Here is a 10227-nt window from a genome sequence, read left to right as displayed (position 1 = left end):
TATCGAAATACCTACAAGGGTCACGATAGAGAAAACATAAGAGGCTTCAACGAAAACATTCGCAAACCATTTGTGAGAACACCTGAAGCGCGCAACCACTTCAATGAAGGTCGTCGACAAGAGAATGAGCCCAATACCATTGATAATTCAAGACCCGCCGATAAGCCTATATACTATGGACGGAGGGTTGGAAAACCAGTAAAAGTTAAGCCTCAGATGAGAGAAAATAGACAGGCAAATCCAGCAACAGTTAAACCTCAAACAAGAGAGAACAGAAAGGCAAATCCAGTAACAGTTAAGCCTCAAACAAGAGAAAACAAACAGACAAATAAGGAAGCGAAAACAACTAGAAGAAGGCGCCAGTAGATAATCAAATCAATTTTTGAGTTTAGGAATTTAACCCATAAAAGCAAAATGGGCTACATGATGATGCAGCCCATTTTGCTTAGTGATTCAACCAGAATGGCTACTCCAGCTCCCAGTCAAAGCCATCCTTCCTATCCTTAACAACGATTCCCAACTTGGTGAGCTCGTCGCGAATCTTGTCCGATTGTGCAAAGTCCTTGTTCTTTTTGGCCTCCATACGGAGATTGAGTAGCATCTCAACTAAACCAGAGAGCCTTTCGGTTGAGGCACCCTCCTCCAATTGACCAGTAAGTCCAAGCACCTTAACCATCCAAAGGTCGAAGAATTGCTGCAACTTTTGCAGATCGGTCGCAATGAGTTGCTCCTTACCATCCACCAGCAAGTTGATGTTCCGAACCCAATCGAATAAGATAGAAATAACAATAGGGCTGTTGATGTCATCACTCATAGCCTCGAGACATTGGGCATGCAGCTCATCAACCTTAAGCGAGGAGGTAGTCGAAGGCTTTACCTTTCGGATGGAGTCGTAGGCCTTTTGCATCCGCTGCAACCCCTTTTCGGCAGCCTGTAGCGCCTCGTTCGAGAAGTCGAGCGTGCTTCTGTAGTGTGCCTGCAGGGTGAAAAAGCGAATGGTCATTGGGCTATAGGCCTTCTCCAGCATCGGATGGTTGCCCGTAAAAAGTTCCTCCAGCGTAATGAAGTTACCCAAAGACTTGCCCATCTTTTGACCGTTGATGGTGAGCATGTTGTTGTGCATCCAGTAGTGAACAGTCTCATGCCCCATGGCGGCAGTGCTCTGAGCTATTTCGCACTCGTGGTGTGGAAACATCAAGTCCATGCCTCCGCCGTGAATATCAAATTGCTCGCCGAGGTACTTTATGCTCATAGCGGAACACTCCATATGCCACCCGGGAAAACCATCGCTCCAAGGAGATGGCCACCGCATGATATGCTCGGGTAGCGCCTTCTTCCATAGGGCAAAATCAAATGAATTTTTCTTATCGCTCTGGGTGTCGAGGTTGCGCGTGTTGGCCATTAAATCCTCGAGCACCCGGCCCGAAAGCTTACCATACAAATACTTTTTATTATACTTCTCTACATCGAAGTATACCGAACCATTACGTTCATACCCAAAGCCATTCTCAAGAATGGTCTTCACCATCTCTATCTGCTCGATAATGTGGCCCGATGCATGAGGTTCAATACTTGGTGAGAGCACATTCAAGTTATCCATAAACCGATGGTAGCGGTTTGTGTAGTACTGCACCACCTCCATCGGTTCCAACTCTTCGAGCCGCGCCTTTTTCTCTATTTTATCTTCACCTTCATCGGCATCATTCTCCAAATGTCCAACGTCGGTAATGTTGCGCACATACCGAACCTTATATCCAATTTCAGTAAGAAAACGGAATAGCAAGTCGAATGTAATTGCAGGGCGCGCATGGCCAAGATGCGGATCGCCATAAACAGTTGGGCCGCAAACATAAAGGCCCACGTGAGGGGTATTGATGGGTTTAAACTCTTCTTTTTTGCGAGAAAGGGTGTTGTAGAGTTGGATTTTAGGTAGCTCCATTAAAATTAATTTTTGCAAAGGTATACCTTTTTACGTTTTCATGAAAAGCCTCTTCCTCAAGAGTTCCCTTAATGCACAGCTTAATCATTCATATTCTTGGCATAAACCTGCGTGTTCTAAAATATGGTGGGTAATTTCCTTTTAGTTGCTTACATTTGTTGCACCAATTGGGTAATCACCACGAGATGCTAAAGCGTATTACCATTGTCTTTTTTCTTGACATATTGGCCCAAGTATTTGCGCTTCTTTTTGCGATAGTTCTGAAGCCGGCATCCTTGGCTTACTATGTTTCTACCTACTTCTTACCACTCTTGTCGTTACTGCTTCTATGGCAACTTGCTGCCGTTATTTTTGGCAAGTATGGCATTGGTAGGCATAAAACAATATTGGGGGCCATTTCCATAGTATTTCTATCGAACCTTGTAGCAGTTGCAACGTTTATTGCGGTTAAGAACATTTTTCCGGTAATCAGCTTTTCACGTTTTGTTATTTTTAGTTCGTCAGGGATGCTAACCATAGCAGAATTTATCCTCTTTGGCCTAGCGGAACTGGTTTCCCACAAGGAAGAACTTCCCGGCATTGATGTTGACCTGCAGGAAGAGTTTGTAGCCTCTATATCAACTACTTTTAAGGAACCCAAAATCAACATATCAGAACTCACAAAGCATCGAAGAACTGGTAAGATTGTTAAGGAAATTGAAGAGGAGGCCGGCAGTAATGCCTACGATTTTATTGCAAAATTTGTAGAGGTTAAGGAGGGTGCCACCTCTGTTTTGAGCACAACAACGGTCTTCAACGTAGAACTTCTCCCTGGTAAAAAGTATGGCGCCATTGTAAATCTAAAACGCATCAATGATATCCGTTACATAAATAAGTTCATTGAAGCAATAAATGCTAAGCTCTGTCACGAGGGATTTTTTATCGGGTGCGTTGAAACACAGGAACTGCGCAAGAAAAGAATCCTCCATAAGTTTCCTTGGGGTATTTCGCACGTTTACTATCTGTTCGACTTTGTGCTAAAACGCATTTTTCCAAAATTTCCAGTTACCAAACAAATCTACTTCTTCCTTACTCGGGGCCAAAACAGGGTTATTTCCAAAGCAGAAACATTGGGGCGGTTATATTCGTGCGGTTTTGTCGTGCTGGATGAAGACGAATTTGACGGACGCTTCTGGTTTGCAGCAGTGAAGAAAAAAAAGCCAACCTTCGACTTGGATCCCACCTACGGTCCGCTAATTAGGCTCAAAAGGATTGGCAAAGGAGGAAAATCCATTAAGGTGTATAAGATGAGAACCATGCATCCCTATGCCGAATACCTTCAGGAATACATATACCAAAAAAACAAGCTGGACGTTGGAGGTAAGTTTAAGGACGATTTCCGAGTAACGACTCTAGGACGTTTCATGCGTAAATTTTGGCTCGACGAACTGCCAATGCTGCTAAACTTTCTTCGGGGCGACCTTAAAATTGTTGGCGTCCGGCCACTATCTTCCCACTACTACAGCCTATACTCAGCTGAGTTGCAGAAAAAAAGAATCCAAACAAAACCCGGTCTGATACCACCATTCTATGCCGACCTACCCAATTCTCTCGAAGAGATTATGGCTTCGGAAGAAAAATACCTTGATGCCCATAAGAAAGCTCCATTTAGAACGGACTTGCGCTACTTTTTTAAGGCACTTTACAATATTATAATCAAACGATCTCGTAGCAAGTAATGGATATAAAGAACAACTCTCGCTTCGCTGTAATTACAGCTATTACTTTCTTTGGTTTGCTAGCAAGTTCTTTGTCGGCCAAAGCACAGGATATTCCTGTTTACATCGCCAACAAGGAGGTTTACCTCTACCTCGAAGAGTTAGCCTCCCTCCACATTATTGAGGTGAACAGCGCAGTAAAACCTTGGTCGAGAATGCAGGTGGCCAAATACCTTGTTCTTGCCGAGCAAAAACGGGATATGCTGAGTGTAAGACAACAAAAGATTTTGGATTTCTACCTTAAAGATTTTGGAAAAGAGTTGCATGGCGACAGAAATTTTAAGCGTCGCTTTGATGCCCTTTACTACAAAGACACCCTTTTCTCCATAACCATTAATCCCATTTTGGGTGGCACCGTTTTTAACAACTCCAACGGCACCATTTACCACCGATGGAATGGTGCCGAAACCTATGGATACCTTGGGAAATCATGGGGATTTTATGCTAGCTTACGTGATAATCACGAAAGCGAACGAATTTCTGAAGACACCTACCTTACCCAGCAAATGGGAGCCAACTACAAAATCACAGGCAAGGGTGGCGACTATAGCGAAATGCGAGGAGGAATTACCTACTCCTGGTCATGGGGTTCCATTATGGTTGGTAAAGACCACGTTGTCATGGGAACGGCATACAATGGTTCAAATATTCTTTCAGGTAGAACACCATCATTCCCGCTTATTAGGCTGCGCATTAAGCCAGTGAAGTGGGCCGAGCTGAACTACATTCATGGATGGTTGGTTTCCGAGGTTATTGATTCGTCGCGAACAACATACTTCCCCGGGGGGCAACGGGACGTGTTTCACCCCAAGTACATTGCGGCTAACCTTATTACGGTAACCCCGGTGAAAGATTTAGATATCTCGTTTGGTAACTCAATAGTGTATAGCGATCAAGCACCCAGCCCAGCCTATCTTGCACCTCTTTTCTTTTTCAAATCGGTGGACCATACCCTCAACGGCATGAACAATAATGCTGGCCAAAACTCGCAAATGTTCTTCGACTTTTCCTCACATCAAATTAAATACCTCCATCTCTACTCAACCCTTTTCCTCGACGAAATATCACTGGAAAGAATGTTCAACAAAAAGGAGGAAAGCAACTTCTATTCGATAAAAGCAGGATCGAGGCTTACTAACTGGCCATTTATGAACGTAGCGCTTACGGTTGAATACACCCGAACCCACCCCCTTACATTTAAGCATTACGAGCCTACCACCACCTTCGAAAGCGATAAGTTTAACCTTGGAAGTTACCTAACCGACAATGCAGATGAGATTTTTATCTCGCTCGAAGTTCGGCCCTATCGAGGGCTAATGCTACTTGGGAGCTATACGAAAAGCAGAAAAGGGCCAGATTATTCTACCTTAACAACCAATAGATTAGGGTTGCCATTTATGGCATACGTTGTTTGGCAACGGGAGGCTTTTACCCTAAGTGCTCAATACCAGCTGCAAACCGATTCCTTCATTTTTCTTGAAGTGTGTAAATCGGATATCATCGATCATTCTGGCGGGATATATACGCCAAATTACTTTCTGGGAAATCAAACCACCGTGTCGCTTGGCGTAAACTATGGCTTCTAAAAATTCGATGGGCTTCTGGAAAAACATTCTAGACTATGCTGGTGGAGCAGCTCTTCTTGTTATTTTCTTTCCGCTATTGTTTATTCTGGGTTTTATAATTACTCTCAGGTATGGGTGTTCGCCTGTATATACCCAACAGCGAATAGGAAAAAAAGGGAAACCATTTCGGATTATCAAGCTACGTACGATAGATCGTCAAACTATCCCAACCAAGGACAGATTTGCCAAATTTCTCCGCAAAACAAATATGGATGAACTTCCGCAGCTGTTGAATGTAGTTTTGGGAAAGATGTCGCTGGTTGGACCTAGACCTCACTTGCCCGAACATGTAGCAATGTATGAGCAGTGGCAGCGCAAACGGCTAGAGGTAAAGCCCGGAATTACAGGTTTACGCCAAATTTCCCAATCCGGAAAACTGGAGTTCAATGAGTTGCTAGAACAGGATATTCTATATATTACAAGCTATAGACTAGGCCTTGATGTGACCATTCTACTAAAAACAGCAAAACTTCAGCTACTTAAAATTTGGTTTGCCCTAGTAAACAGATCGATGCTATAGCTTTTTCCAGATTATCTTATTTCCAACACCAAACTTATTATTGGTCATCTTGAGGAAGGTGAGGTCAATAACCCAAAGGGTTGTATTCATTATGACAAAATTGGGAAATCGTTCTACGTAGGCTTTTTTTGCCCGCTGATACAAATCGCCCGTAGGTTCAATAAGAATTCCTTGAAACTGGATTCCCTCCATATTCCCATTGTTAATAGCATCAAGGTGCACCGTACCAGCCACAAATATGTTATGAGAAGCATCCCGGATATGACGAGTTTCCTTATCTGAAGTGAAGATGAAGCTATTTTCTTCCGGTAAAAAGACGTAGAAGCAGGAAGCGCAGTAAGGCTCCTCCTCAAAAGAAGTAGCCAAAGTAAGCACATAGTGCTCGTTAATAAAATCCAATACCCTAGGATCGAGAAATGCCATGCGCTTCGGTGTTTAGTTAACTTGTTACGCTATATCCCAGCTGTTTCCATGCCAACGCTGCAGCACCAAGAACAGCACCATTGGAGCCGCGAATACCCGACTGCAGAATTGATATTTTATTACGGAATATTGGAAGAAGGTTTTCCTCCATGTGTTTTTTTACGGGGTCAATTATTAGTTCCCCTGCTTTTGCCAAACCACCAAAAAGAAAAATGGCCTCCGGGCTACAGATTGCAACCGCATCGGCCAGCTTGCTGCCCAATATATTCCCAGTATATTCAAACGCCTGAATAGCAATTGGATCACCAGCAAGAGCAGCCTTTGATATCATGTCAGCGGAAAGATGATCAAAACTCACTGATCTTAAACTGCTTGGCTCCAGATTGTCGGCGATAAGCTTATATACCGTCCGCTTAATTCCAGTGGCCGAGACATAGGTTTCTAAGCATCCACGCCTTCCGCAACCACACATTCTTCCATCGGGATGAACAATAACATGTCCAAACTCGCCTGCAAATCCATCGTGACCGTAAATCAAATCACCATTTACAACAAATCCACTTCCAAGACCAGTACCTAGGGTAATCACAATAAAGTTCTTCATTCCCTTGGCGGCTCCAAACATCATCTCGCCTATGGCAGCCGCTTTTGCGTCGTTCGTAACCCATACCGGCAACGCAAAGACTTTCGAAAACTCTTTGGCCACCTCAATGCGTCCCTTCCATGGAAGATTTGGGGCGAGATTTACCTCGCCGGTGTAAAAGTTCCCGTTGGGAGCACCCACTCCCACACCAATAAACCGATGAGGAAAAGTAATATTCTGAACCAAGCGCTCAAAGGATTCGTGAATTTTGGACACAAATTCGGAAAAGGATTTATACTCCTGCGTAGGTATACGCCCCTCAAAATAACTTTTTCCCTCAAGGTCAACGGCACCAAAAACGGTATTTGTTCCACCTATGTCTATTCCTAACGTAATATCTTTCATAACAAGTTTAATGCTACAAGAGTGCGAAAATACCTATTATGCCGGAGTTTGTAAAGCAACAGTGTAACTTCTTGCACAAAAAACAACCAATTTGTCTAAAATCAACAATTTAGCAGGCATTTTTTCTGGCATGAAATTAGCACTTATTTCAAAATCGTTTTAAAGTTCAAGGTGAAAATGTGACGACCGTCCTCTTTTTCTTTGCAAATCTTGCTGCTAAACAATTTTTGGCCTGTCGATTGCTATTCATTGTTAATGGTTCCTATATTTGTCGAACAATTTAGTTTTTGATTCGAACACCAAATAAACTTAGCCATGACAGTAGAGAAAGTGGGGAGAGATTCTTGGGATGAGAATAAGGAGCAGATCGTTGCCATTGCAGCACAACTTTTCGGTCGCTATGGTTTTAAAAAAACTACTCTCGACGACATTGCCCAAGCTGTTCGAAAAGCAAAAAGTTCGATATACTACTACTTCGAAAACAAGGAGTCTATTTTTGAAGCAGTGGTGGAGCGTGAGGTTGATCAGCTACGAGAGGCGCTTCGAAAAAGCATCGGGAGTTCCTCGTCACCACAGCAGAAATTGACTATCTTCATTAAAACTCGCATGAAGGTTATCAAGAAACTCGTCAACTTTTGGGCTATTAAAACGAATGACGAGTTTCCCGGGCTCGAGTTTGTAGAAAAGATGCGCAAAAAATACGACACCGAAGAGATTGGCTACCTCTCCGAAATTCTAAAAGATGGAATGGTTCTGGGCCTTTTTCGTATTCAAAAACCACAGCTCTCCGCCATTGCCATAGCCATGGCCATGAAGGGATTGGAAGCGCCGCTCTTCCTTGAGGGTGTGGAGGAGAATGAACAGGAGGCTCACATCGAGGAGCTTATTGAGATCCTCTTTAACGGTTTACTCGTTCGCTAGACAAAGGAATGTAATTGCGGTGGGGATAAACAAACCTGTGTATAATCCGATATAACATCCCATTTTGCGGATAACATCTTCGAAATTTAGCGAGATAAAACTATATACTTGCGTGGGGTATTGAACAGAAATTTTTTCCCTACCGAATTTCCGAGAGCCACCAGAAAAGCCATAGGGTAATTGCATATAGAAAACAATAACCTTACCTTTAGTAAAGTTTTTGCACGGCATCTTATTTGATCGTTGAATATGCAAAAAACGACAAACACTACGGCTTTTTTCTCCCATAAGACCCTTACAAAAGCAAGTGGAATTCTCTTGGGGATATTGCTGATAAGTTCTTCTTTTGCTTTTAGCCAGGCAGATACTTCCGTCACCAAGATGTCATTCGACTTTGGCATTACCCGTGACCGCAACATCAACCTTTGGCCAATTTTTTTAAGAACCAAAAACGACAAGGAGTCGGACAAGCAGGTTTTATTCCCCATTTACCGTAGCTACCGAAGTTTTTCACCAAGTGAAAAGAGAGCACATCTAATTCCTTTTTACTGGAGCGATAGCAGTGCAAAAGAAGAAAACAGGCGGTTTATCTCCCTCTACTACCCTTCACTTGTTCATATTGAAAACAGCTATTTTGAGCAAAGTCGAACCTTCACGCTGCTGGAGCTTGCCCCCCGCATAAATCTCCTTGAGGTTAAAAAATCGCACGATGGGTTAATAATGGAGAATAACCTGCTCTTCTTTTTCTGGTACCAGCAAAACCAGCTCACGCAAAAATCTTACCTAGTTGTATTCCCTGCCTTCTGGCAATTTAAAAATCCAAAACGCGTAACGAGTATATTCCTACCTCTCTATTTTAAAGGAGTAAATAAACAAAAGGGAAATCAAACCTTAGCAGTAACGCCTCTTTACTGGCAATTCCACACACCCCTGAGTTCCAGTCACCTATTTCTACCCTTGTGGTGGGATCAAAAAATAGGTCATGGAACCGATTCCATTTCCACCAAAATCTTTTTCCCCTTCTACTGGTCGGAGCATCGACCGGGAATAAGCAATGCCGGAATGTTTCCGTTGGTGTGGAAATTCACCAACCCGCTATATCACTCGCTTACTCTTATACCATTCTTTTCCAGAGGCAACAGCCCCGATGGCGTTAGTCGGCATCTTGTTTTAACTCCACTGTATTGGCATTTTCAGGATGAGGAGAGCACCAGCAATACTCTTTTCCCAATTGTGTGGAGCAGAACTTGGCAAACCCGGTATGAGCATAGCAACTCACTCGTGCTCTTTCCGCTCTATTGGTTCTACCAAGACCAGCAGAGCAGCCAACGGTTCTTTGTGCCTATAATTTGGCAGTTTAGCAACCCCAACTACTCATCGCTAACCGTTCTCCCGTTTTTCTCCACAGGTCGCTCACCCCAAGGAGATGCATCACACTTAATGCTTACCCCTCTATTTTGGCATTTCCGTTCGCCGGAAAGCACCAGCAACACGCTACTGCCCATTTGGCGCTATCGAAAACAGGTGGTTGGAGATGGTTTCCACACAACAAATTTTATCTTCCCGATATACTGGTACTGGCAAACACCAACCTATGGGGGAAGCATTATTTTTCCTCTTATTTGGCATTTTTACAATCCCGAATATCAATCAACCTCAGTAATTCCGTTTTATTCAAAGGGGAAATCGGATGACGGCAAGCGTTCTCATATGGCCGTAAGCCCCTTCTTCTGGCGCTTTACCACAGAACAAGGGCGAGGGGAGTTGCTGTTTCCTCTGTGGTGGCAAAAGAGCAGAGCAACGGAGGCAAACGACACCAGCCTTTCGCGAGTGGTGCTTCTATACTGGAACTACCGCGATGCGGCAAGAGACCACTTTGGCGTGTTTCCGCTGGCGTGGCGCTTTAAAAACCAGACTCGACAATCGTTCACCCTATTTCCCCTTTACGCACACTCCCAAACCATCGATAACGACAGGGGCCTTACAGCGGTTACCCCGCTCTTTTGGCAATTCAGGAAGCCTCGGCATGAAAACAGCTTCCTTTTTCCTCTCTG

Annotated in this window: 9 protein-coding genes; 6 read left to right on the top strand and 3 right to left on the bottom strand. The window is 43.7% G+C overall.

What is annotated here, in order from left to right; all coding sequences use genetic code 11:
- A partial coding sequence (locus VMW01_15570) for a hypothetical protein (protein ID HUW07667.1) occupies positions 1-366 on the top strand: 366 nt, incomplete at its 5' end.
- Positions 367-466: 100 nt separating this feature from the next.
- Here VMW01_15570 and cysS read toward each other — a convergent pair.
- Positions 467-1939 carry a cysteine--tRNA ligase gene (gene cysS / locus VMW01_15565; GenBank protein HUW07666.1) on the bottom strand — a complete coding sequence of 491 codons (1473 nt, stop codon included), beginning with the start codon at positions 1937-1939 and terminating at the stop codon, positions 467-469.
- A 185-nt stretch (positions 1940-2124) separates the two neighbouring features.
- Between cysS and VMW01_15560 the strand changes: the two genes are divergently transcribed.
- From VMW01_15560 to VMW01_15550, 3 genes are read left to right on the top strand one after another with little or no spacing between them, the layout of a single operon-like run.
- Entirely contained in the window at positions 2125-3657 is a 1533-nt protein-coding gene (locus VMW01_15560; GenBank protein HUW07665.1) for a sugar transferase, read from the top strand.
- On the top strand, positions 3657-5282 hold the full coding sequence (locus VMW01_15555) for a hypothetical protein (GenBank protein ID HUW07664.1): 1626 nt from the start codon (positions 3657-3659) through the stop codon (positions 5280-5282). Before VMW01_15560 ends, VMW01_15555 begins: the two co-directional genes overlap by 1 nt.
- Entirely contained in the window at positions 5272-5841 is a 570-nt protein-coding gene (locus VMW01_15550) for a sugar transferase (protein ID HUW07663.1), read from the top strand. The genes VMW01_15555 and VMW01_15550 overlap by 11 nt, the downstream gene beginning before the upstream one ends.
- On the opposite strand, the gene VMW01_15545 is transcribed toward VMW01_15550, so the two are convergent.
- Both VMW01_15545 and VMW01_15540 read right to left on the bottom strand, forming a co-directional pair.
- On the bottom strand, positions 5836-6264 hold the full coding sequence (locus tag VMW01_15545) for a pyridoxamine 5'-phosphate oxidase family protein (protein HUW07662.1): 429 nt from the start codon (positions 6262-6264) through the stop codon (positions 5836-5838). The two genes, VMW01_15550 and VMW01_15545, sit on opposite strands and share 6 nt — an antisense overlap.
- A gap of 16 nt (positions 6265-6280) precedes the next feature.
- Positions 6281-7252, bottom strand: a complete 972-nt coding sequence (locus VMW01_15540; protein ID HUW07661.1) for an ROK family protein — start codon at positions 7250-7252, stop codon at positions 6281-6283.
- Positions 7253-7567: 315 nt separating this feature from the next.
- On the opposite strand from VMW01_15540, the gene VMW01_15535 reads away from it, so the two are divergent.
- Positions 7568-8173 (top strand): TetR/AcrR family transcriptional regulator, encoded by a 606-nt coding sequence (locus tag VMW01_15535; protein ID HUW07660.1) that lies wholly within the window; start codon positions 7568-7570, stop codon positions 8171-8173.
- A gap of 249 nt (positions 8174-8422) precedes the next feature.
- A partial coding sequence (locus VMW01_15530; GenBank protein HUW07659.1) for a hypothetical protein occupies positions 8423-10227 on the top strand: 1805 nt, incomplete at its 3' end.

This window comes from Williamwhitmania sp., from assembly GCA_035529935.1.
Lineage (GTDB): Bacteria > Bacteroidota > Bacteroidia > Bacteroidales > Williamwhitmaniaceae > Williamwhitmania.
Note: the sequence above shows the minus strand (reverse complement) of the source record. Positions and strands in the feature narration are given on the sequence as shown.